The following is a 21,515-nucleotide window of genomic DNA, read 5'->3' as shown; positions in this document are numbered from 1 at the left end:
GGAGCGGGCACACCGGGCAACCCCGCAGGGGTGCGCCCACATCATCGACCATGCCGAGCATTGCCAGCAGTGAGCCAGTCGGCCCAGTAAGCGAGGACAGCATGAGCGACAAGGGCGCTTCCGCCGCGATCACCCCATCCGAATCGGCCGAACCGTCGGCCGATTTCGCGGAGTTCGAGCCGGCAGCCGATTCCCCGGCACCTGGGACGTCCCCCGACGGCACGGTGCCCGGGGCGTCCGACGACACCGAAGTTCCGGAGCCGCCGGAGGAGTTCGTCAAGGCCGCCAAACTGGCGCCGAACCACTGGCTGTATCTGACCGACCCCGCGTGGCAGGGCGAAGGCCCGCCACCGGACTGGGCCGTGGTGGGCCAGTGGCGCTCCGACGACGACGGCGAGATCGTGGAGTGGCAGGACAACGAGAGCTACCAGCCCTCCCCGGAAGCGCTCGGCTGGCCCGAGCCCGAGGACGACGTGGACGCCGCCATCCAGCTTGCCACCACCGGCTACGGTCCGGCGGAGGATGTCACCGCCGCGCTGGCCAGGGCGGAGGTCGCGGTGCTGGTGACGGCGAACGGCGAACCGGTGAGCGCGTCGGCGCCGGACGGCACGGCGGTGGTCCCCCTCTACACCTCGCCCCGCTATCTGCACGCGGCCGGACGTCTGGGGTTCGAGCGGGTGCGGGTGCCCGCGTTCCTGGAGCGGCTTCCGGAGGGGCACAGCCTGTGCATCAACAGCTCCGCCCCGGTCAGCATGGTGATGACCACGGACGGTCTGGCGGACATCATGGCCGCCGCGGCCGAGGCGCCCGCGGAGGAGGCCGGGGCGGAGGAGTCCCAGGTCGAGTGGCCGACGACGGTGGCCCGCGAGGGCACCGCACCGGGGGGCGGTACTGCGGCGCCCCGCAGCAAGCGCGTCACCGACGTACAGCTGCCGGACTCCGGCGAGGGCGAGAGCCGTTGACCGAGGCGGACGACACCGCCAAGCGCCGCCGGAAGGCTTCGCCGGCCAGTCCTGTGGTGCGCCGGTCGGTCACCCTGGCCGAGTCGGTGGGCGAGTTGTCAGGGCCGCTCGCCCAGCAAGAGAACAGTGCGACAGCAAGCGAGGACACGATGAGTGAGTACAACGGCGAGGCCACCACCCCGGCCACCACTGCCGCCACGGTTGACCCCGCGCCGCCCGAGTTCGCGGTGGTCGGCCAGTGGCGCTCCGACGACGACGGCGAGGTCGTCGAATGGCAGGCCAACGAGGACTGCGTGCCATCGCCGGGCGCGCGGGAGAGGCCCGGGCCCACCGACGATGTGGACCGCGTCATCCAGCTCGCCGTCACCGGCTACGGCCCGGCGGTGGTCCCGATCTACACCTCGCCGCGCTACCTCCACCGGACCGGCACGCTGGCGTTCGAGCAGACGGATGGGGTCGAACGGGCGGAAGCGGTTCAGGCCGAAGCCACATCGGCCGGTGCCCGCGAAGAACGAGGAGAACGAGGAGGACAGGCGTGAGCCGTTCCGGGGGCGCCAGAGCGCGCTGGTTCAGCGGGCGCGGCGCCCGAGCCCGTACCGGGCCCGCCACCGACGCCGCGCCGTCCGCGCCCGTCACCACGCTGGACACGCTGGAGCGTTCCGAGGGCGGCGGCCACGGGCGTGGCGGGGCGCTGCTCGTCGAGGAGTACGACGGCGTCATGCTGCTCCGCTCTCCCGCGGACGACACACTGTCCGCCTCCGACGTCGCTGACTTGGTCCGGGCCCTGTCCGCCGACCCGGGGCACACCGTGACGGTGGTCGCCGGGGCCGACGCGTCGTCGGCCCGTGAGCTGTGGCCGCGGCTCGGCGGGGTGCTCGACTCGCTCCGCTCGGACGGCGTCGGAGTGGTCCGGCTCGTCCTGTCGGCCGCGGGCGACGACCGGCCGGACGAGCCCGCCGTGGCCCGCCGGATCGCCGACGCCTGGGAGATCGAGGTGATCGCCCCCGATGGCGTCGCCCTCGTGGTGCCCGGCGGCGGTCTGTTCGTACCGGAGCGGCGCCCGGGCCGGGTCGGCGAGCGCGGTGTTGGCGAGCGCGGCGGATGGTGGCGCTTCGCGCCGGGGGCGGAACCGGTGCGGATCGGCTCGCGCCAGCCGGCCCCCGCGTGGCAGCCCGCGGTCGAGCACCTGCCGGTCGGCACCTCCGGCGGATACGCCGTCGAGCAGATCCCGGCGGGCGTGCTGGTCCGGTCCCGGGACGCGATCCCGCCCCACCCCGACGACCTCTGCTACGCCGTACCGGCCGACCTGCGCGGCCCCACCGTGCTGCTGGGCGCGCCACACGACGAGGACGTCCCGGCGGGCGACCTCACCGAACTCCTCACCGCCCTCCCCGAGGCCGTCAGGCCCCGCGTCCGGCTCGCCCCCGGCGGCCCCCGGGACATCCTGCGCACCAGCCAGTCGGTCGCCGACTCGCTCGGCGTCGAACTCGTCGTCCGCACCGGCATGCCGCTGATGTCCTACGGCATTCCGGCCGAGCCCGGCACGGTGCGGTCCGTGCTCGTCGGCGCCGATGGCGCGCCTCGCTGGCAGCCGTTCGTGGACACCGTGGTGTGCGCCCCGGCGCGCGAGGGCGAGGCCGCCCCGAGCCCCCGCCTGTCGCGCTGGAGCCCGCCCGTTCCGGGCCGCGGCAGCGCGGAACACGGCGCCATACGCCTCTCCGCACAGTGGCGGGTCACGGTCACCCGGGCGGGCCTGTGGATCACCGACGCCGAGAGCGAGCCGCCACCGGCCACCGCCCGCGCGGTGGACCCCGAAGGACCGGCGATCGAACTGGGCCATCCCGGGCAGCCGATCGACGCGACGCTGTACCCCGTGCTGGCCAAACTGCTCGGCGGACTCGGCGCCGACGTGTGCGGCCGGGCCAAACTGTTCGTGCTCGGTACGTGCGCGGACGGCGGCCGCGAACTGCGCCGCACAGCCGCGGAACACGGCCTGCGGACGCTCCGCTTCGGGGCCGGCCTCGCGCCCGCCAGGCCCGAGGCGCGGCGCCCGGCCCCGGCCGAGTCCGCCCCGGCCGCGGAGGCGGACCCTGCCGCGGTGAAGACGGATGTCGCGGCGGTGGAAGCGGACCAGCCGATCACGGAGCTGGAGCACGCGGCCGCAGGCGCTGAGGCGGAGGCGGAGCCCGAGCCGGACCACGAGCGCGATCCGATGTCCCTGGCAATGCGCCCGGAAGCCACGCTGCAGGAAGCCACCGAGGATCCGCGCCCCGTGCTCCCACCGACGCGACCGTCGATGGTCAGCACGGCTCCGGCCCCGGCCGCGCGCGACACCTCCGCCGCGCCCGGCGAGCCTGCCGCGTCCGCCACATCCGGGGCAGGGGCACGGCCCGGGCCGGAGTCCTCCAGGCCGCGAACGGGCGGCCCGGGCCCGAGCAGGCCGCCGGGCGCCGGCCGCGCACGGGACCCCGAGCGGCCCGAACCCCCGGCACCAAGACGCCCCTTGCGGACGGGGAGCGGCACGCCCCCACCCCCGATGGAGCCGGACCAGCGGAGCCAGCCGCTGCCCCCGATGGGACTGGACGCGATGCTGGACCTGCTCCGGTCGCAGAGCCCGTCCGACGGTGCCGGAGACGGGGGCAGTGCTCCGTCGGCATCTCCCCTGACCCGTCGGCCCACCCAACCGGGTACCCCGCTGTCGCGCCCCTCCCAGGGCCAGGCCCCCCAGGCGACGCAGAACACCCCCGCGACCCCGGCCACGCGGACCCCGCAGGCGAGCCCGGAGTCCTCGGAGCCACCGGCGCTTGCCGAGCCCCCGGCCCCCGGGCCCCCGGCCGCTCGTACGCCGTCCGTGCCCCTCCGGCCGTTGCCGCCGGTTCCGTTCCTGCCGGGGCATGTCAGTACGGAGGCCGAGCGGACCGCCTTCCGGGCGCTCGCAGACGCGGTGTGGGAGCGGCACAGCGCCGCGGTCACCCGCGCCCTCACCCGGATGCCCGCGCTGCGCGGGGCGGAACAGGAGACGGCGCGCGTCGACTTGATCGCGCTCCACATGTACCTGGACACCTCGTACGACCCCGATGCCCCTGATGCCCCGGACACCCCGGCGGCGCGGCTGAGCCATGCCGCGCTCGCGCGCGGCATGCGTACGGGCGACGAACGGCTGCTGCCGTACGCCGCCTGTGTGGCTTCCGCGCTGCGGCGCCTGCCGTCGTACCGGGGCCTGGCGTGCCGCCGTAGCCACGAGGCGCACGGCGGGCTGGTCCCCGGGACCCTGCTGCGCGACCCGGGGCCGGTGGGTGCGCTGCCGCTGGGGGCCGGGGCGCCGCGCCCTGCCGGCGCGCAGTACGCCATCTGGTCGGTCACCGGGCGCCGCACGCGTCAGCTGACCGGCCGCCCGGGCTCCGCTTCCGGCGGGGACGAGGTCCTCTTCGCTCCCGGGACGCTGCTACGGGTGCTCGATGTCCGCGAGACCGACGGCGCACCACTGGTGCTGCTGCGAGAAGTACCCGCCACCGCGTCCTCCCCGTCCGCCGCCGGGGCCGTACCGCAGGACGCGCGGCTCGATGACCACGACCGCGCCGCCCTCGGCCGGCTGGACGAGGCGCTGCGCCACCATCCCGTCGCATCGGGGCCCCTCCCATGGCCGGAGAGGTGCGAAGGACCGCTGGGGGAGGGCGGGGATCGCGCCGCCCGACCTCGGCCCGGCGTCGGCCGATGACCGGTCGCCCGCCACGCATGGATAACACGAACAGATAAAGGAGCATGATGCCGAGTCAGGAACCCACGCCCCCCAAGGGGCCCGTGGTGCGCCGCGCCGTCACCTTGCCGGGCACCGCCGGTACGCCGGATCCCTCCGCGCTGACACCGCTGGGTACGGAGAGCACGGAGACCGGCGCGACCGATCCGGTCGGCAAGGCGAGCGCCGCAGGCGCCGTGGCCGAAGCGGCCACCGCCGAGCAGCCGAAGGTCTCGCCGAACGAGTCCACGTCGGCTGGTGAGTCCGCTGAGTCCGTGACGCCGGGCGCGGCCGAGGCCACCGCGGCGTCCGCCGGGGCCACGGCGGCGTCCGAGGTCGGCGCGCCGGACATTCCGGCGGCCCCGGACGTACCGCCCGCCGAGGCGGACGGCCACGCGGACGGCCACGGATCCGCCGATGCCATGACGTCGACCGTGGGTGATTACCCCCCGGGCGCCGACACCGGGGTCAACGAGGAGGACGAGCCCCCCTCGGGTCGTCCCACCAAGGCACTGCTCGCCGCCGCCGCCATCGCGGGCGCGCTGCTGATATCCCTGCCGTTCCTGGCCTTCGGAGCCGATGACGACGATCACAAGACCGAGGCGGCGCCCGAACCCACCTCGGGCATGACGGTCCCGAAGAGCGAGGAGAAGGGCCCCGGTAGGTACGCCGCCCAGTCGCCCGCCCCGTCCCCCACCAAGAAGAGCGAGTCCCCTTCACCGGAGACCAAGCCCCGGCCCGAGCCGAGCAGCGAGCAGCCGAAGTCCCGGCCTGAGCCTGAGCCCGAGCCGAGCAGCGAGCAGCCGAAGTCCCGGGCAAAGAAGGTGGTGCCGGCCAGCAAGCCCTATTTGCTCGCCCCGGAGCAGCGTACGAACTTCCAGCTCAAGAACGTCACGACCGGCCGGTGCGCGGACCTGCCCGGCATGGGCAAGGGCAAGCTCGACGGCGCGGTCCTGCAGCACGACTGCCTGAACGACTGGGACGCGGACAATCAGGTCTGGGACTTCGTCCTGGCACAGAAGGGCAAGGGACCCCAGGGCCGCAATCTCGTCGTGATCAAGAACAGGAAGAGCGGCCTGTGCCTGGACCTGCCCGGCCGCGGCAGCCAGCCGAGCAGGACCGGGCTCAACCAGACCTACTGCAACCGCACACTCCAGGACAACCAACTGTGGTGGGTCGAGAACCGGGGCGGCAACCGGACGTTCTGGATCCACAACTACGCCAGCGATCAGCGGTGCCTGGAGGTCTGGGGCGAGAAGCCCGACTTCAGCGGCAACGACGCGCGTCTGGGCATCTATACGTGCTCTCCCACGGACGACCACGAGTGGCGGCTGATGTCCAAGGGCCAGTCATGACGGCCACGCGTCGCCCCTGACGCCGACGCACCACGACGCATCAGGAGGGGCTCTGATCCACCGACGCCCCCGCGGGCACGCCACGCGCCCGCAGGGGCGTCATCAGCGAGTACAGACATGCGGCATGACGTGCAGCGGCGACTTCTCAAGCCCCACACCAGTAGACGCTCACGCACCTCGTGTTGCGGATTGGCTGTCAGCTGTACACGCAGGACCTTCGGCATGGCAGCCGCCTCCCTGCCCACCTCATCCCCGATCCGCAGCCGCCCCGGATGATCACCGCCGTCGTACGAACAGGATCAGATTCACGTGACGGGTATGCCGCCACCGCCCTCCACCACTGAGGACCGGTCAGGACCAAAGGCCCGTTCCACCATGCCGGATCGCCAACTGTGGACACTCCCTTCCATATGTCCATATTCGTCCAAGTAAGACAAGTCACCCTCGGGGCGAAGCTCCTCCACGAGCCACGCAGGTACGACGTCCGGGTAGAACTTTGCCGTGTGAGCGATGGCGTAGTAGACGTTGCGCACCATCTCGTAATGTCTGGCGCGCTCGACGAAAGTGGCAAGCGTGTCCTGATCAGCGAGCCTGACAGCGCTGGCGACATCGATGAACTTGGACAAAGCGATATCTCGCCCTGCCGCGATGTAGAAGCTTGAATCAGCCTCCTTGTAGAGGTGCTGACACAGGTCGAGGAGTTCATCGGCTGGGCTCAGAGCGAAGGCATCCACGCCACAGGAAACTGTGGGCACAGCGCGGGCAAGGAAGTCCTCTGACCCAGCGGCGCGGCGCTCGCGCTCGGGGAGAACGGAGAGGCAGAGATCGACGAGGAATGCCTCAACTCCGGGGACGGACGTAGCCTTGATGAAAGGAAGAGCGTTGTTGATGTGCAGTCCCCAGAAAGCCTGAGTGGAGCGCTGGTACGACCTTACCTCCCCATCCACAGCAAGCAGTCCTTGCTTGTAGCCCTGCTCGAGAAGCACCGTGGACACCTCCCGGGCCCCACTCGGGGTTACCAGCAGGTCAAAATCATTGGTTCGACGGGCGCCAGGGTCAGGGAAGAGACGCTCGCACAGCAATGGCCCTTTCCTGATGGCATAGGTAATGCCTGCCTCGTTCAACGCCGTTAAGATTCGCCCGAACTCTGCACCAAGCTCCTCATTGCGTCGGCGGTTACCCTCGAAGACACAGGTCAATACCCAATGGTTGGGTATGAGTTCAACATCACCAGAGACGGATCGGTAGAGTCGAAATTTCTTGACATTGAAGCCGATCAGCGGCAGTGTCCGGTGCCGAACGGCCTGGTTGGTGATCCAATCCCAGTCGATGTCACCTCGACGTTTCAGCAGCACCTTCCGCAACTGCTCGGCGCCGTCTCGGCACATCCACGGGTCACTCAGGGCGATAAGGAGATCTATGTCCATTCCACGCTCTTCTCAGTCGCGTTTTCCGGGCTGGAAACAGCACTGCCCAGTTCCAGGGGAGCGGAGACATCCGGCAAGTACTCGCGCATGATGTCAGCCCACAGTCTGTATCGAACTTGACGGGCCGTTGCCGTTCCGTCATATGGTGGATATACGACCTGCGGGGTCCAGCCTGTAGGAACCTCAGCAGGAAAGCGATGCAGCGACTGGTCGACCTCGAACGCGTTTGTTGGATCTACGCCGTTCACCATCAGCGCACGGAAAAGTGTGAATAGCTCCGGGTCGAAATTGAGACCATGCGATACCAGGGACCCGAAGTGTTTGAGACTTGAGACCACAATGACTGGAAGGTTGGCCAGAAGCGCTGGCATCCGATTAGCAAGATCGATTTCAGGTGCGTGTTGGCTCAAACTGCCGGCCCCCTCAACAACCACGTACGTGTTCCGGGATCGCAAAACCTCCAATCCCTCAAATATCGCCTGGCGGCAGGCGGAGAAAGCCTCGGAGCTCATCGCGCCGAAATCGACATGATCCTTGCCGAGCAGAGAGACAGATCCCCTCGGAAGCCCCTTGACGAAGAGTTCTCCAGTGGCGCCGCTCGGATTCGGGATGACTGCAACTGGGTTGTATACCCAATCCCATTCGACACCCGCTGCCGAACAGTGGTGATACACCCCATGTCTCCACGGTTCCGGGTGATCACAGCTTGGATCACCAGTGTCGGTCACGGTCACAGCTTTGAAGGGCTCCACCGTATGGCCCCAGTCACGCCACAGTTTGAGCACTCCGACCGAGTAACAAGATTTCCCGGCCCCAGCGCCACTACCGAGGAAGGTGAGCCCCCTCATCCGCCGGCCGCCGTGTCAGTACGTGGAGCAGGGGCGCTGACCATAAGGTTCCTGAGCCTTTCATAGGCGAGGGCCGACTCCCACCCCACCGGATCCAGAGCTTGAACGCCAGCGTTGTCCCGGTCGCATTCTTGTGAAGCTCCCTCGGCCCACAACATCTGGCGCCCCCCTCCCTGCCACTTTACGGTGTCGTCTTTCGCACCTGGCTTCAGCCGAAGCAAACCACGCCTACCTCCCCGTCGCTCACACATCTGATGCGCTTGCCCCAAATTTCTGCCACTTCACCTGCCCCGGCCACTGAAATATAGCGAAATACGTTTCTCAGAGTTCCGGCCGGAGGCAACAGCCGCTGGTCATGCGAGAGGTGAAAACCTGAATCCGTATCCACAATGACGGGGGCGTTCCTCCAGAATGACATGGGAAAATCACTCCAACCTCGGGCGCGATCGGAGTCCGTCCAGCTCACAATCTGTGACGAAGTCTGCGAGGTTGCGGGAAGTAATACCCCGGTAGTGTCGAAATCTCCCCACACAAATCTCGTCCGGTGCCAGGCGTGTTCCTGCAAAGACTTTACGATGAGGGTTGCATCAGGGTTCATCGGCAAGTCGTCTGGAACTGGCCTCAGCTGAATCACGACGAGCTGCGCGTCCAACCAGAACCCCTCGATGTCAAGATCGAATCCGACCGTTTCGTAAAGGGCAGAACCGATCACCAGCACAGATTCAATCGCGCTGTTCTCTCTGTCTCGCACTGAGAAGTCCACTGGGCCAGTCGACTCATCGTGATATGCGCCGTCGACTGTTTGGTTCACTAGGCGAGCGCCGCGGGGACGGCGCATCTCCACCGTTGTTCCCGAGCTGCGGGCGTAGCAATGCACCAACCCAATGAAGTCGGGTAGCACAATCATCTCCTGCAGTATCAGGGCGATAGTGCCCTGCGGTGCACTGGCCAGGAGATGAGCCGCTGAGGGGCGATCAAATTTCCCGGAGAGGACCTCCTCATATTGGTATCTCAGGCCCGTGCTGTTCACCCCTCTCCGGCTCTGCGCCGAAAAGGCTTCCTGTAACCCCGAGTAGCGCAGGGCTATACCGGACGCGAACCTCCTGGCCGTGGTTTGTACTTCTGCCACCAATTCTTCAGGAGACAGATCGAAGGGGATGAGTCGGTAGCGAGGTGTACGTATCGGTAGCTCAGTCGCGGCAGCTATTTCTGCGAGATGCAGTCCGAGCGCGACCCCACCTCGCTGAAAGAAGATGTCCTGAGCTACGTTGGAGAGCCGCCGCGCGGCGACGAGTTCGCCAGCCATCAACGAATGATTCCGCTCACGTCTTCTCCTGCTCTCTGTTGACGGCCATTACTCTGCACGTACGCATAGTAGGGACGCCCTGCGCCATTGAGATGGTCAGTGATCGGTTCCGACATGCTGGGCCACGGAAGTGCGGACAGATACTCCAGAGCCAGAGAAACCGGGAGGAACTTGCACGCGATTACTTCGCCGGCCGGGTCACAGCTCCATAGTGCATCGGTGTCAGCATGCCACTGCGCCACCTCGAATACTGTCGCAATGACGACCCATTCCAGATCTTGTGAGCGAATCTCTGTGACATGGGCGATCCGCCCGATGTCCGTAATACGCATACCTGTTTCTTCGGTCACCTCGCGCAGCAGCCCCTGAACCGCTGTCTCATGGGGTTCGACAACCCCTCCTGGGAGGCTCCAGTACTGTCGGCCATCGCTCTTCTGCTCAACGAGGAGGATGTCATCTCCTGAGCGAATGATCCCGGCTGCGACCCGTGTCACTTCCATCAGTCACGCGCCAAAGTCGGTGCCGGCGTGCCAGTAAAGTCTATGACTGACCGCGATGTCTTACGACTCCACAATATGGTGACCGCCTCCGTGCCCAGCATTCCGCAGAGTATCGTCGCTGCCGGCAGAATGTCGGCGCAGTAGACTGCCAGAGCCAGGGGGCCTGCGTAGTAGCGCAGGCGCAACCGCAAGAACTTCTGCAGTCTCACCCGTGCCGCATATTTTTCCTTCAGCCATGTATTGGCATAGCCACTTGCAGTGAGCCATGCGAACAGAGCGAGGAAACCGCCGAGATGAACATTTCCTCGGTCCGCTGCAAAAAGCCCCGTGGCGCACATCGTCACCCCTGCGACCGCATGGTTGAAGTGGTCGAGTTTTCGCCGGAGGAACCAGTAAAGAACAGTGGCCAGCCATACTGCTGCCACCGCAGGGTCGATGGCGATCAAGAGGGCCCCTGTCAGCGCCCAGAGCAGTCCGGACAGTTCGCTGGCTCTGGGAAACGATGTCAGTCCGTCGTCATTGAACAAGTCAGATGTCTTGCTGACGACCCCTGTGACGAGTGACAGGGCCGAGACCAGCACCAATTCAGTGGAGAGGAACATCATGCAGACTCCTTGACCGGCCGGCGCAGGAAGCGCTCCTGGATGGCGAATCCGAACCGCGGCGAGCATCATCCAGATTGTGGGCCGCTGCGTCCTGATTGTTCCGACGCGGCGAATGCGGCCGCGAACGCATCGTTGTAAACATGATTGGAAATCGTGGAGACGTTGAAGAGAACCCCCGTCCTGTTGGATGGGACCAGTCCCGACGCGGCAACCAGCCTTCCGTACTCTCGGTGAAAATCAATGGCAGCCGCCTCGTCGATCGAAATTCTTCCCATCGAGTTCTTCCCGGTCGTGTGATAGATCGTGAAGAGCGGAAGTATTCCGGCGTCAAGGAGAGCCTCAACCGCGTCGAGGCAAATTGCGTTCTCCTTCCCGAAATCGATGGGCTTCCCTGAGTGCTCCCAACTCTGCACACCGTAGACCAGGTTGGTATAAACATGGCCATTTCCAAACGTGTCACGAGCGTATTCGAGGGCTTCCATCAGGCGTTTGCGACCATATTTTGCTTTACCCGGGGCAAGTTTCGTGAACTGGTCTTCCCGGAAAAACTCCAGATTGTATGCCACTCCGTCCAGACCTTGACGGTGCATGTACTCCATACGTTCATGAGACTCAGGCGCCATGAGGCTGCCGAATCGGTACACCGGACGACTCGAATCGAATCCCACGCGGCCCAGAATGTCTCCGTAAACGGTGGCCGTTCGGTCGTTCTTCTTTAGATTTCCGGCCGTGATGACAAGGTGCTTGGCATCGTCGTCAGCAAGTGCCGCTCTGAGCCCTTCTGAGATCACGTCCACAGACTTGCGCATGCTGGGATACGAGCCCACTTCGCGATAGCTGGGCTCGATCTCGCAGAACCGGCATTCATCACGCTCTGCGAAGTAAGCGCAATAGTTGTTGGGGATAACCCCCAGCGCGTCGAGTCCCAGCATTTGTACAACCTGGGACACCACTACTCCGGTACCGAGTTTTCGTGAGTAAAAATTCGGCCTCGGAGCAAGTGCTACCGGTATTTCGCCAATAGACGGGCCCGTGAGGGTGGGTTGCCCCCCTCGGTCGATCAGCTTCCAGGGGGAGGCGCGTCGGTATCTGACGTTGACCACAGTTTTCTGACCGACTCCGGCTTCCGGAGAGAGGACGATTTCCTGCGGGTACGAGAAGACAGGGACTTCTCCGCTGTCATGCTGATATAGATGCTCTGTACGCTCTTTCCATGTGCCCGGAACGTTGATCTGTGCATTCACGCCGTTTATCAGCAGGCGTGTCTTGATCTCAAGAAGTTCGTCGAATGACATCTGCATTCCAGACTCCTCGCCTATTTACGCCTTCACCGGTCATTCACGGGGCGTTGGAACACGGCGTTGCGCACCGTTCCCTGCAATGCTCGGACAGCGACATCTCCGGGACTGGTCGCAGCCGCTATCAATATGTCCTCAAAGGCGTGGAGAAGACACAGTAGATCATCCTCGTCATAGGATTCCGAGTCCGTTCCGAGTGTGATGGAGGCTTCCGCGTCAATCCGCCAGACGTCAAACTTGAGAGTGCTGTCAGGCCAGCTCGGTTTTCCGTGCGCAGGACGATAACGGCTACGCGCCCGTAAGGCCGCCGCCTCCTGCGGGTACAACCATTCTGGTTGCTTCACTGCGCTTTCCTGCTGCGCCACTTTCGTGCTGTCGCGGTCGCTTCCGGTGCCGCCGATCTGAATGCTGACCCTGAAGGGCATGTGCAGCCGGGAGCCGCGTTCTTCTTCTATTTTCCTGCGAGATGCCTCAAGCCGATCCGGATCATAATGACCATGGCGGTACACGAGTGCAGAGGAGGCGGCCACCTGTCGGCAGAGAGAGCCGAACGAGTCAGCCGTCAGATCAATCGACAATGGTGTCGTCTGGAACAAGTTGACGACAGTGTCTCGGAATTCACCATACCGGTTCGAGACGGGCATACGAGCCGTGAACACCCGCCTGCCATGGTGCTGGCCGACTACGATCCCGTACGCACTCAGAATGACAGTGGCCATACTCACCCCGTGGCGGTGAGCGAGTACCCGAGCGGAATGCGCCGCCGCTGTGGAATCAAGTATCCACTGACGGTAAAGGGGACCACTGGTCGGTAATTTTTCCTCATCTGTACATACCGGAATCTGCCGCATGCATTCCCTGTGATAGACATCGGCCCGCAGTGCATTGCGCTGTTGTGTCGGGCTCATCTCCCATTCAGCGATCTGCCGAGGTTGCGTCGGGATCGGCAGGTGCTCGGACTCATCTGCGCAAAAGTGCCGGATTTCGGCACACACGATCGCCAGAGCTGCACCGTCTGCCGAGGCGTGATGAATGGCCATGGCAAAGCATCGGATGTGGCCGCCCACGGTCAGTGCGGCACATCTGAGTGGCAAATCGTCCTGAGCGAAGGGTTCAACGGCCAGTATGTGCGCGAGCTCACTGCAGGCCCAGTCGAGATCAGCATCTTCGGAGCTGTACTCGTCCACGAGCAGGGAGCCGTCACCTACGACTGACTGGCGCCAGCCTCGTTCGCCTCCTGGAAGATAGTGCGTACGCAGCGCATCGTGCCGGCCCACGACAACACTGACCGAACGGAGGAAGTCGGCGAGCGAGGGAAAACCCTTCGCCTCATCGAATTTGGACCAGGTCCGAGCGGCTCCACTGGCAAATTGGCCCTGCCCATTCGAATGCATCATTTTAAGAACTTGCTGCTGCGCCCAGGTGACATCATGGTGGCCTGCTGGATATCTGGAGAATGGCACCGCATGTGAGGCTACTTTCTGCATCGTGCACTCCCGCCTGATTTCAAGGAGACGCGTACGCATTGGCTTGCAGACTGTAAAGCGCTGCGTAGCGTCCGCCGCGTGCCATGAGATCGTCATGGCTTCCGGATTCAATGAGCTTTCCGTCATCTAATACGAGTATCAAGTCGGCGCCCGTGACTGTGGAAAAGCGGTGGGAGACGATCACTGTGACTGCTCCGGTTTTGGCTCCGATGGCTCGGGCATGAGCGATGTGGCGTTGGAATATCTCGTGTTCGCTGGGAGCGTCGAGTGAGGCAGTCGGTTCATCCAGGATGAGCAGCAGCGGATCCTGACGCATTGCTGCTCGGGCGAGTGCTGTCTTCTGCCACTGCCCCTCGGAGAGGTCTACTCCGCCAAGGTCCGTGCCCAGTTGGGTATCCATTCCCTGTGGGAGTCGGCTGACCAGGTCCTCAGCGTCGGCATCTCTCACTGCTCGGGTGATCCGGCCGAGGGCGTCCATGTGCCGCACGTCGCCGAGTCCCACCGTCTCGGAGAAGAGAGCTCGAAATCGCCCGAAGTCCTGGTACACGGCGCTGCAGCGGGAGCGCCATGCCTGCGTCTCAAGGCCGGCGAGATCGACGCCGTCAACCCTGATACTGCCGCTGTCCCAGCGATAGAACTTGCCGAGAAGTTTGGCCAAAGTACTCTTCCCTGAACCATGCGTGCCGACCACCGCGACGACCGAGCCTGCAGGCAGGTGAACGGTGATGCCGTCCAGAGCAGGTCGATCCGTTCCTGGGTAGGTGAACGCAACGTGCTCCAACGAGATGCCGTCGACCATCCGGTCCGGAACCTCCGAGGAACCGGAGTCCTGGACGCGGGCGTCGGCGGCGTAGTCACGCAGCCAGAGGAAGGGCTCTACAAGACGGCCCGTGGCCGCCGCCTCGGTGACGCGGCCGACGGCCTCTTGGACAGATCGCTGCAATGTGGTGGCTACCGTCACCGCCATGACGAGATCCCCTGGTGTGCCGTGCCCGGAGGTTACGTCCACAGCCACGGCCAACAGCCCACCGACGAAGCCGGCGGTGAACAGTGCCCATCCGCACAACTTCCAGCATGCCGCCGTCACCTGCGCATTCCATCGAACGCGTGCACATTCGTCCCAGACGGCTGCTTGACGGTCGGCCAACTCCCTGCCACAGTTGGCAGCTTTCACTTCTTTCCCGGTGTTGGCGCGTGTGACGATCTCGAACAGTTGGCGTTGCAGTCGGAACAGTTCCGCGGTGCGGAGTTCGGCGGCGGTGATCGCACGTCTCCCCTTGTGGTCGAACCACAAGGGAGCGGCGGCGAAGAGCACAAGGGTCAGCAACCCAGGTGCGACGGTCCCCAGCAGAGACAGCGAGACCGCGAGTTGAGCGACAGTGAACGCGGCGCCGATGCCCGTCCACATGCCGTGCATCAGCCCCCAGGCGGAGTCGCGGACCACCGTCAACCGGTCGAGATAGGCGGCGCGTTCCAGATGCTCGAGCCCTTCCAGAGCGCCGATCTCGCCATAGATGTGTGTCTGCAAATCTGTGAGCCCCACTCGCTCGACGCACAGGATCTGCAGAGTGCGGGTCGCACTGTTGAGAACTGCTGAAACTCCATAGGACACGGCAAGTCCGACTGCCGCGGTGGCGGCTGCGGCAGCGGTGCTGTGTGTGATGGCGTCCACCGTGGCACGCAGACACATCGCGACGGCTGCCAATGCCCCGATTGACAGCGTGTACAGAGCGAGAAGGCCGGCTGTCAGTCCGGGGACGCGGCGCCAGGACAGTCGCAGCAGTTCACCACCGAGCCTCAGGTAGCGGCTCATCGCAGCTCACCCTCTTCGACGCGATCCTCGTAGCCAAGGCGGTAGCGTTCAGCTTGGAGAGCGAACATTTCCGCGTAGGCGCCGCCCCGTTCCATCAGCTCCTCGTGTGTGCCCACTTCGGCAATTCGACCTTTGTCGAGGAGGAGGATCCGATCGGCCCGCCGGATCGTGGACAGACGGTGAGAGATCAGCACGACACTCACCGCGCCCCGTTGCTGCGCGAGGCCCTCGAAGACCTCCAGTTCGGTCTGCACGTCAAGATGCGCGGTGGGCTCGTCGAGGACGAGGAGTCGAGCCCCAGCTCGGGTGGAGTAGAGAGCACGGGCGCGAACCACCTGCTGCCACTGTCCGCCGGACAGGTCGACGCCCCGGCTGCGTGACCGGGCCAAAGGCGTATCCCACCCCAGTGGCAGTCGGTCGACGATGTCACCGATTCCGGCCTCGGCAGCCACCTCGTCCAGCGTGCGTTGGTCGCCAGTGCCCCTGTCGCTCCCGAGGGTGATGTTGTCACGGAGGGACAGCGGATAGCGGACGAAGTCCTGGAAGACCACGGCCACGGTTCGCCTCCATGCCACCGGCGCCATGGCCGAGATGTCGGTTCCGTCGGCAGTGATCCTTCCGCTGGTGGGAGCGTACAATCCCGCCAGGAGCTTGATCACGGTGGACTTTCCCGCACCGTTCAGACCTACCAGGGCGAGAAGCTCCCCTGGCCGTATCTCGAAGTCGACATTGTCCAGCACTCGCCGTTGAGTCCCGGGGTATATAAAGGAAAGCTTTTCGAACCGGACGAGTGGTGGACCCGCTCCATCATCGGCAGCAACCGTCACGTCGTCGCTGCCAGGGGCATCGGTGGTGGAGTCTCCGGAGTTGCCGGCCAGAGCCTCGCGAAGCTCGCTGAAGGCGTTCATCGCAGCCAGCGAGCCTTGCATGGTGCGCGGATCCAGGATGAGGGTCGCCTGGTAGACGGACCACGCGGCCGTGAGCGCCGAAACCGCAGTCGCAAGGGATGTTGTTCCAGTGGCCGCACTGTGGGCGACCAGGGGCAGGCCGACCGCCAAGGGCACTGTGACCAGTACGAATTGAATCCATTCACGGCGCAGCAGTTGCATCTGCGCCGACCAGATGGGGGAAAACATCCTGAGGATGTGGTCCTGGATTCTCTGGACCACCCACTCTCCGAGGCCGAACGTCCGTAGGTCCTTTCCCTCGCCAGGAGAGATCACGGCCTGCTGCCATACATCGGCGTACCTGCCATGGCGGGACTGGGCCCGCCACTGGTATGTGAAAGCCCGGGCCAGTCGACCTCTTATCACTGTATTCGCCAGCGCAGGTAAGAGGACCAGTGGTACCAGCCACCAGGAATACTGGGCCAGCACGGCGACGGAGGATGTGACCCCCAAAGCTGCGGCGATCAACCGGAGTTGCTCGAGTGCGCCCTGAGCCGGTGTGCGCTCCGTCCAGCTCCGAATATCGGCGCGTGCGGACTCGATCAGACTCTGGACATGGGGATCTTCCAGGGTATCGATGGTGGGAGTGTCGAGTATCAGACGTAATATCGCCGAACGGTGAGCACCGTCAATCCTGGCCCGTGCCAAGAAGCTGAGGAGCTGACTCACGACCGCTGCCGAGTAACCGGCCAACAAGAGCACTGCGAACATGGCGAGAGCGGGAGCCACGTCACTCATGCCGGAGGACGCATCCGCGGCCTCGGCAATCAGATGGGCCACGGTGAGTGCTGTGGCGGCAGGAACCAGCGCGTCGACCAAGAGCGCCAGGACCAGCGTAGTGATCAGCATCCCACCCGCGGCTCTCAGCGCGCCTAAGAGTTGGCGACGTTCATTCACAGCTCTCCTCGAGATTTTCGAAGCGCGGCCGGCTCTCCTGTCTGGGCGGGAGAACCGCACATATCGGGGCGCCAGGAGTCAGGATCTGAACCGCACGCCATGCAGGGCTCGATACCTCGGTCACGTCGCCGCTCCCCTGGTTGTGAAGAAGTAGAAGAGGCGCGGTTGGTGAGTCGTCGAAGCGCTTCAACGCTGCATTGTTGCGACATGGAAGCCCCGACGTCAACGCTTTCACGCAACCTCATCAATCAGTGACTGTTTATCCTGGAAATTCCCATTTCGCTCGGTGCTGTCAAGGGTGTTGACAGTAGATGAAAGCGCGTTCTACGGTGCTCGGAAATTCGCTTGCGGTGCATATTGACTGCCGAAGGCGGCACGGAGTGTTTTATTGGTCGATTCGTCCACTTTACCTTTGAGGCCTCGATGATCTATTGGTCCCGAGCCTGATCATCCATGTTTTTGACGATTTGGAGCAGACATGGAAGAAGTTCATTTGGTCCGCTGGTTCGATGCGATTCGTGATTTCACGAAGGAGTTGTGGGACTATGTGATGGACAGCGGCACGTCGATTTCTGAGCTGTCTGCAAGTGTTCCTGAAATGGCGCACCTCATGCATCTTGTCGAAACCTTTGACGTCCGCAACGTCATCGAGGTCGGGTTCAATATCGGCTTCTCCAGTCATGCTTTCCTCTCTGCCTCCGACGGGGTCCACGTGGTGTCATTTGACGTGCCGGAGAACAGGGCCGCACTGGCCGGCAAGGAGTTCATTGATCAACGCTTCCCCGGACGCCATCAATTGATCATGGAAGATTCTCGTACTGCCTTGCCCAAGTACATCGCGGAACATGGACATTCACTGTTCGACTTTGCCTTCGTCGACGGCGGCCACGACTATGATGTAGCTAAATCCGACATCGACCACTGCGGAGTGCTGTGTCGCTCGGGGAGCCTGATCGTCGTTGACGATCTCACTCCGTGGGTCCCTTGGGGCGTCGGCCCTACCCGCGCGTGGACCGAGGCGCTGGAGGCCGGAAGTATCAAACAGGAGGAGATCTACCGGGACGGCTTCCTGGCCGGCCGCATTGAAGGACCGGCCGATCGCGTCTGGGCTCAGGGACGCGTCAAGTAGGAGATGCGCGGCCGACGACTCCGATCTCAGGGTCTCCGACCTCGATCTTCGCCATTGCTTCGCCAAATTACCTGAGAGGGAAAGAGGCCCACGCGTGACTGCCCCCGCATCAGGAGAGTACGACTTCGCTGCCTCCTCAGCCCTGTTGGTACACGAGTTGATGGCTCGTGCGACTGGGGAACAGCCGGACTCTGTAGCGGTTCGTGACGAGGCCATTGTATGGACTTACGGCGATCTCGACCGGTTCAGCCGGTCAGTCTGTGCCTGGCTGCAGCTCCAGGGCGTTCGGCGAGGAGACCGTGTGATGGTGTGCCTGCCCAATTCGTGCCCCACGGTCGGTGTGTTGTACGGGGTCATCCGGTATGGAGCAGTGTTCGTTCCGGTGAGTCCTGAGGCGAAGCCCTACCAGCTCAAAGAGCTGGTAGCGGACTGCGAACCGGCCCTGATCATCCGTGAGATGCCGGAGACTCTCACTACGGACAGCCGCCAGATTGACGTCGAGCGGCTTCTCGCGGAGTTACCGGCCCCGCTGCCCCCCGCCGACGCGGATCGGGTGCAAGCCGCTGACGTGGCCCTACTCATGTATACGTCTGGGTCCACGTCCCGGCCCAAGGCTGTTGTCTGTCGGCATGAGCAGGTCGCCTTCGCCGTAGCGGCCATCGCCAGTCGGCTGGCGTACCGCCGAGACGATGTCGTTTACTGCCGCCTTCCGTTCTCCTTCGATTACGGTCTGTATCAGGTATTCCTCTGTGCTCGGGCAGGCGCTGCCTTGGCGGTAACCGGCCGCCAGCCGGAACCCGCTGTACTGAAGTTCGCCGCGGCCTATGGGGCGACTGTCCTTCCGGTGGTCCCAACACTCGCGATGCTGCTGCTCAAGCTCGCCGGCCGCCGAGGCGACAGACCTCCCGTGCGGTTGATAACCAACACCGGTGCTGAGCTGACCGAAGGTTCGGCTGACGAACTGAGGTCCGTGTTCCCCGGGGCAGCAGTCGTTTTCATGTACGGAATGACGGAGTGCAAACGCATCACCATCGCCGACCCTGACGAGGGTCCGCATGCCCGCGGGACTGTCGGCCGTGCATTGCCCGGCACTCGTATCGACATCGTGTCAGATGCCGGGGTCGTGCAGCCACCGGGACAGCCTGGCCAGATCGTGGTACGCGGTCCACACCTCATGGACGGTTACTGGCGTGCTCCGCAGGCCACCGCAGCACGCTATCGCGCGCATCCGCTCACGGGTGAACGGGCCTTGTTCACGGGGGATTTCGGGGTGGTGGACTCCGCCGGACGGTTGGCGTTTCTCGGCCGCAACGACGAGATCTTCAAGCGGCGGGGCATGCGGACCAGTACGACCGAGATCGAGGCGGCGGCCCTCGACGTTCCGGGGGTTACGCAAGCCGCTGCTGCGCCTCCTGGAGCGGACGGCGTGCTGCGCATCTGGGTCGTCTCCCGGGACAGTGGTGCCGATGTTCTGCAAGGCCTGTACGAGCGACTGGAGCCTGCCAAAGTTCCGGACCATTGCCGGGTGCTGGACCAACTGCCGCTGACGGTGCACGGGAAGGTGGACAAACAGCGGCTACGACAGATGGAGCGGAACCCGCTGAGGGCCCGGTCGGCGGCTGATGCTGCCGACACCACGGAGGCAGCAGGAACGACGGGAACTACAGCGTGATCGAGTATGCGGACCGTTACGGTACCCCGCTGTATGTGTATCAACTGGAGAAAGTGCGGGAGGCGGCGGAGACGCTTCGGCAGAGCCTCCCCGAGCCTTGTCAGCTCTATTATTCACTCAAGGCGAACCCGCACCCACAGATCGCTGATCAACTCGCGACTCTAGGAGTGCGGGCGGAGGTCAGTTCGTCGGGCGAGCTGCGAGCGGCCACGGCGAATGGGCAATCCGCGGCCGACATCCTCTACACGGGTCCTGGCAAGACACTCAGCGATATGCGTATGGCGATCCGGGCCGGGGTCCGCCGGTTCTCGGTGGAGTCCATGGCCGAGCGAAGCACGCTCGCCAATGCGGCGACGGACGAGGCCGAGGACGTAGATTACTTGGTACGAATCAATACTCCTGGCGTAGCCGCAGAGGGCGCCGGTCTGCGGATGACAGGCGTCCCGTCACAGTTCGGCATCGACCTCGACCAGGCGTGCGCCCTCCCGGAACTGTTTCGGCGCACGAATCGGCTGCGTCCCTTAGGGCTGCACTTCTTCCCTGCCACGAACGTCGCGGACCCTACGGTGCTGGCCCGTGAGTTCGAGCTCAGTGTGGAGACGGCGGCCGTCGTTCGGTCGAAGACCGGATTCGTACCTTCGTTGATCGATCTCGGAGGCGGTTTCGGCGCGCCCTTCGCTCGACCGGGAGACTTGCCGAACTACTCCGACCTACGAGGGAATCTGGAGGCGACTCTCGACAGGTGGTTTCCCGGTTGGCGAACCGGCAGTCCAGTTATTGCCTTCGAGTCAGGGCGTCATCTGGTGGGTGCCTGCGGCACTTTGCTGACGACAGTGCTGGACGTCAAGAGTAGCGGTGGCCGCACATACGCGGTCCTCGATGCGGGGACGCATGTTCTTGGCGGCATGTCCGGACTCGGAAGAATCATGGCACCCGCAGCACTTCCCTACTCCGCCTCCGGGGAGGACGTGGAAGAGGGCAAGGGCTCCGACGCAGCCGAGGACCCCACCACGCTTGTAGGCCCCCTTTGTACCCCCCTCGACGTACTCAATCGGTCGGCCTTGCTCGGACCGCTGAAGGCGGGAGACGTGCTGCGGATTCCCAACACGGGTGCTTACGGCCTGACCGCCAGCCTGCTGGCTTTTTTGAGTCGTCCTCCGACGACGGAGGTGGTGGTGGACGGTGCTGATGAGGTGCATGTCCGTCGACTGGAAGTAACTGCGACACAACTGAAGGGTGTGGAGAGATGACGGCCCCTTGGAATGAGTCTTTTGAAGCAATCCTGCGTTCCCTGCTGCGGGGGTTGTCAGATGACGCGCCCTTGCAGCCAGAGCAAAACCTGGCTGCGGTCGGGCTGGACTCCATGGCCAGCGTAGAGCTGCTACTGGAATTGGAAAAGACCTTTGCCATAGAGGTCCCCGACGAATTGCTCCAGCCGGCTACCTTTGCCACTGCCGGGGCCTTGTGGCAGGCGGTCTCCGGACTGCGCGCGGCGGAGCCGCAGGCATGACGCCCGCTTGCGAGCCCGCCCGC

General features: G+C 64.6%; 17 protein-coding genes. 8 read left to right on the top strand and 9 right to left on the bottom strand.

Annotated features, from left to right (window positions below; all coding sequences use genetic code 11):
* The first annotated feature begins 101 nt into the window (after window positions 1-101).
* The 4 genes from PV419_RS05875 to PV419_RS05860 are packed head-to-tail and all read left to right on the top strand — an operon-like array spanning window position 102 to window position 6,053.
* The gene (locus tag PV419_RS05875; protein ID WP_415925231.1) at window positions 102-962 is read left to right on the top strand and encodes a type VII secretion system-associated protein; all 861 of its coding nucleotides are present in this window, start codon (window positions 102-104) and stop codon (window positions 960-962) included.
* Window positions 959-1,501 carry a hypothetical protein gene (locus PV419_RS05870; protein WP_319686585.1) on the top strand — a complete coding sequence of 181 codons (543 nt, stop codon included), beginning with the start codon at window positions 959-961 and terminating at the stop codon, window positions 1,499-1,501. The genes PV419_RS05875 and PV419_RS05870 overlap by 4 nt, the downstream gene beginning before the upstream one ends.
* Window positions 1,498-4,680 carry a hypothetical protein gene (locus tag PV419_RS05865; protein WP_319686584.1) on the top strand — a complete coding sequence of 1,061 codons (3,183 nt, stop codon included), beginning with the start codon at window positions 1,498-1,500 and terminating at the stop codon, window positions 4,678-4,680. Before PV419_RS05870 ends, PV419_RS05865 begins: the two co-directional genes overlap by 4 nt.
* A gap of 47 nt (window positions 4,681-4,727) precedes the next feature.
* Complete coding sequence (locus tag PV419_RS05860) at window positions 4,728-6,053, top strand: RICIN domain-containing protein (protein ID WP_319686583.1); 1,326 nt, start codon at window positions 4,728-4,730, stop codon at window positions 6,051-6,053.
* 305 nt (window positions 6,054-6,358) lie between these two features.
* Here the strand turns inward: PV419_RS05860 and PV419_RS05855 are convergent, their stop codons facing one another.
* The 9 genes from PV419_RS05855 to PV419_RS05815 all read right to left on the bottom strand — a co-directional run bounded on the left by PV419_RS05855 (window position 6,359) and on the right by PV419_RS05815 (window position 17,181).
* On the bottom strand, window positions 6,359-7,480 hold the full coding sequence (locus tag PV419_RS05855) for a nucleotidyltransferase family protein (RefSeq protein WP_319686582.1): 1,122 nt from the start codon (window positions 7,478-7,480) through the stop codon (window positions 6,359-6,361).
* Window positions 7,471-8,208: a hypothetical protein gene (locus tag PV419_RS05850; protein ID WP_319686581.1), complete on the bottom strand. Its 738-nt coding sequence runs from the start codon at window positions 8,206-8,208 to the stop codon at window positions 7,471-7,473. The genes PV419_RS05855 and PV419_RS05850 overlap by 10 nt, the downstream gene beginning before the upstream one ends.
* 328 nt (window positions 8,209-8,536) lie before the next feature.
* Complete coding sequence (locus tag PV419_RS05845; RefSeq protein WP_319686580.1) at window positions 8,537-9,634, bottom strand: hypothetical protein; 1,098 nt, start codon at window positions 9,632-9,634, stop codon at window positions 8,537-8,539.
* Entirely contained in the window at window positions 9,634-10,134 is a 501-nt protein-coding gene (locus PV419_RS05840; protein ID WP_319686579.1) for an NUDIX hydrolase, read from the bottom strand. Before PV419_RS05840 ends, PV419_RS05845 begins: the two co-directional genes overlap by 1 nt.
* Window positions 10,134-10,739 (bottom strand): hypothetical protein, encoded by a 606-nt coding sequence (locus PV419_RS05835; RefSeq protein ID WP_319686578.1) that lies wholly within the window; start codon window positions 10,737-10,739, stop codon window positions 10,134-10,136. The genes PV419_RS05840 and PV419_RS05835 overlap by 1 nt, the downstream gene beginning before the upstream one ends.
* 65 nt (window positions 10,740-10,804) lie before the next feature.
* Entirely contained in the window at window positions 10,805-12,040 is a 1,236-nt protein-coding gene (locus PV419_RS05830; protein ID WP_319686577.1) for a radical SAM protein, read from the bottom strand.
* A 26-nt stretch (window positions 12,041-12,066) separates the two neighbouring features.
* The gene (locus tag PV419_RS05825; protein WP_319686576.1) at window positions 12,067-13,524 is read right to left on the bottom strand and encodes a condensation domain-containing protein; all 1,458 of its coding nucleotides are present in this window, start codon (window positions 13,522-13,524) and stop codon (window positions 12,067-12,069) included.
* Window positions 13,525-13,543: 19 nt separating this feature from the next.
* Entirely contained in the window at window positions 13,544-15,337 is a 1,794-nt protein-coding gene (locus PV419_RS05820) for an ABC transporter ATP-binding protein (protein ID WP_319686575.1), read from the bottom strand.
* A complete protein-coding gene (locus PV419_RS05815; protein WP_319686574.1) occupies window positions 15,334-17,181 on the bottom strand; it encodes an ABC transporter ATP-binding protein in 1,848 nt (615 codons plus the stop codon). Before PV419_RS05815 ends, PV419_RS05820 begins: the two co-directional genes overlap by 4 nt.
* Window positions 17,182-17,659: 478 nt before the next feature.
* Between PV419_RS05815 and PV419_RS05810 the strand changes: the two genes are divergently transcribed.
* The 4 genes from PV419_RS05810 to PV419_RS05795 all read left to right on the top strand — a co-directional run bounded on the left by PV419_RS05810 (window position 17,660) and on the right by PV419_RS05795 (window position 21,492).
* Window positions 17,660-18,310: a class I SAM-dependent methyltransferase gene (locus PV419_RS05810; RefSeq protein WP_319686573.1), complete on the top strand. Its 651-nt coding sequence runs from the start codon at window positions 17,660-17,662 to the stop codon at window positions 18,308-18,310.
* A gap of 160 nt (window positions 18,311-18,470) precedes the next feature.
* Entirely contained in the window at window positions 18,471-19,982 is a 1,512-nt protein-coding gene (locus tag PV419_RS05805) for a class I adenylate-forming enzyme family protein (RefSeq protein WP_319686741.1), read from the top strand.
* On the top strand, window positions 19,979-21,232 hold the full coding sequence (locus PV419_RS05800) for a type III PLP-dependent enzyme (RefSeq protein ID WP_319686572.1): 1,254 nt from the start codon (window positions 19,979-19,981) through the stop codon (window positions 21,230-21,232). Before PV419_RS05805 ends, PV419_RS05800 begins: the two co-directional genes overlap by 4 nt.
* Window positions 21,229-21,492, top strand: a complete 264-nt coding sequence (locus PV419_RS05795) for a phosphopantetheine-binding protein (protein WP_319686571.1) — start codon at window positions 21,229-21,231, stop codon at window positions 21,490-21,492. Before PV419_RS05800 ends, PV419_RS05795 begins: the two co-directional genes overlap by 4 nt.
* The last annotated feature ends 23 nt before the right edge of the window (window positions 21,493-21,515 follow it).

Source organism: Streptomyces sp. ME19-01-6 (assembly GCF_033793745.1).
GTDB lineage: Bacteria > Actinomycetota > Actinomycetes > Streptomycetales > Streptomycetaceae > Streptomyces.
The sequence above is the reverse complement of the archived record's forward strand: the minus strand, read 5'-3'. Positions and strand labels throughout refer to the sequence as shown.

Bases quoted from the DNA above. Each gene is read 5' to 3' on its own strand.
- PV419_RS05875 (WP_415925231.1), top strand. From the start codon at position 102: ATGAGCGACAAGGGCGCTTCCGCCGCGATCACCCCATCCGAATCGGCC.
- PV419_RS05860 (WP_319686583.1), top strand. From the start codon at position 4,728: ATGCCGAGTCAGGAACCCACGCCCCCCAAGGGGCCCGTGGTGCGCCGC.
- PV419_RS05855 (WP_319686582.1), bottom strand. From the start codon at position 7,480: ATGGACATAGATCTCCTTATCGCCCTGAGTGACCCGTGGATGTGCCGA.
- PV419_RS05845 (WP_319686580.1), bottom strand. From the start codon at position 9,634: ATGGCTGGCGAACTCGTCGCCGCGCGGCGGCTCTCCAACGTAGCTCAG.
- PV419_RS05840 (WP_319686579.1), bottom strand. From the start codon at position 10,134: ATGGAAGTGACACGGGTCGCAGCCGGGATCATTCGCTCAGGAGATGAC.
- PV419_RS05835 (WP_319686578.1), bottom strand. From the start codon at position 10,739: ATGATGTTCCTCTCCACTGAATTGGTGCTGGTCTCGGCCCTGTCACTC.
- PV419_RS05830 (WP_319686577.1), bottom strand. From the start codon at position 12,040: ATGCAGATGTCATTCGACGAACTTCTTGAGATCAAGACACGCCTGCTG.
- PV419_RS05825 (WP_319686576.1), bottom strand. From the start codon at position 13,524: ATGCAGAAAGTAGCCTCACATGCGGTGCCATTCTCCAGATATCCAGCA.
- PV419_RS05820 (WP_319686575.1), bottom strand. From the start codon at position 15,337: ATGAGCCGCTACCTGAGGCTCGGTGGTGAACTGCTGCGACTGTCCTGG.
- PV419_RS05810 (WP_319686573.1), top strand. From the start codon at position 17,660: ATGGAAGAAGTTCATTTGGTCCGCTGGTTCGATGCGATTCGTGATTTC.
- PV419_RS05805 (WP_319686741.1), top strand. From the start codon at position 18,471: ATGGCTCGTGCGACTGGGGAACAGCCGGACTCTGTAGCGGTTCGTGAC.
- PV419_RS05795 (WP_319686571.1), top strand. From the start codon at position 21,229: ATGACGGCCCCTTGGAATGAGTCTTTTGAAGCAATCCTGCGTTCCCTG.